Genomic DNA, 1,405 nt, shown 5'->3' with positions numbered 1-1,405 from the left:
TGTCATGTCTCAGGACTTTGGTGACAGTTCTGCCTCAGGACATCGGTGACACTTTCGGGGTGTGTGATGGTGACACTTCGGCGGCTCTGATGAGGGTGTGAGCCGAAATGAGCCTGTCGATCCCCGTGTCCGTCTCGCGATCGTGCGGTGGCCAGCGGATGCTCCGCGTGGGGCTGTGTCGACGTTCTGCGCGGAGGAAGGCATCTCCCGGAAGACGTTCTACGCGATCCGTTCCCGGGTGATGGCCGAGGGTGAGGCCCAGGCGTTGGAGCCGCGTTCGCGGCGCCCGAGGTCGAGTCCGTCCGCGCTGGCGGATGCGGTGAAGGCTCAGGCGATCGCGGTGCGGGCCGCGTTGGAGCAATCGGGTTTGGACCACGGGCCCATCAGCGTTCGAGCGAAGATGCGGGCGATGGGATTATCGGCGCCATCGCCGGCAGCGCTTTCGCGGATCTTCCGAGACGCCGGAGTCGCGCGAGTCGCGCCGAACAAGAGGCCCCGAGCGTCATATCGCCGGTTCGTCTACCCCGCTCCCAATGCCTGCTGGCAGCTGGACGCAACGGAGTACGTCCTCACAGGCGGACGCACTTGCGTGATCTTCCAACTGATCGATGACCATTCCCGCCTCGCGATCGCATCCCACGTCGCACCGGCGGAAACCTCCGACGCCGCCGTCCGTGTCGTCGCCAAAGGCATCGCCGCACACGGTGTTCCTCAACGACTCCTCACCGACAACGGGGTCGCGTTGAACCCCTCCCGACGCGGAATCGTCGGCCAACTCGTCGACTACGTCACCCGACTCGGCGTCGAGCCCATCACGGGCAAGCCCTACAAACCCACCACCCAGGGCAAGAACGAACGCTTCCATCAAACGCTGTTCCGCTACCTGAACAAACAACCCCTGGCCGCCACCATCGACGAACTACAGCGACAAGTCGACGAGTTCGACCGGATCTACAACACCGAACGCCCCCACCAAGGCCTACCCGGCCACCTCACCCCGCAACAGTCCTGGGACGCCACCCCCACCGCGCAAGCACCCAAACCGTTCACCCCCGCGGCCCCCAGCACCCCCACCGCCCACACCGACCTCCCGCACAACACCCGCCGCGTCAGCGGCGGAGGCGGCATCAACGTCAACGGCGTCAAATATCAGCTCGGCAGCCACCACACAGGAGCGCTCATCACCATCGTCCAAGACGACACCACGATCGCCTTCTACGACCTCGCCACCAGCGAGCTGATCATCGAGCACCCCCACCCCGCCCCCGGCATCACCTACGTCAGCAACGGCAACCCCAAAGGCCCCCGCCGCAAACGCTCGATCGAACCGTCACCGATGTCCTGAGACACCAACTGTCACCGATGTCCTGAGGCAGAACTGTCACCAAAGTCCTGAGACATGACA

The 1,405-nt window shown here is 64.6% G+C and carries 1 pseudogene; it reads left to right on the top strand.

Annotated elements, in window-relative coordinates:
• Window positions 1-97 precede the first annotated feature (97 nt).
• Window positions 98-1,033, top strand: a pseudogene (locus BLS25_RS16415) (integrase core domain-containing protein); the annotation flags it as partial.
• Window positions 1,034-1,405 lie beyond the last annotated feature (372 nt).

The sequence above is a fragment of the Microbacterium testaceum StLB037 genome, from assembly GCF_900104345.1.
Taxonomy (GTDB): domain Bacteria; phylum Actinomycetota; class Actinomycetes; order Actinomycetales; family Microbacteriaceae; genus Microbacterium; species Microbacterium testaceum_A.
The sequence above is the reverse complement of the archived record's forward strand: the minus strand, read 5'-3'. Positions and strand labels throughout refer to the sequence as shown.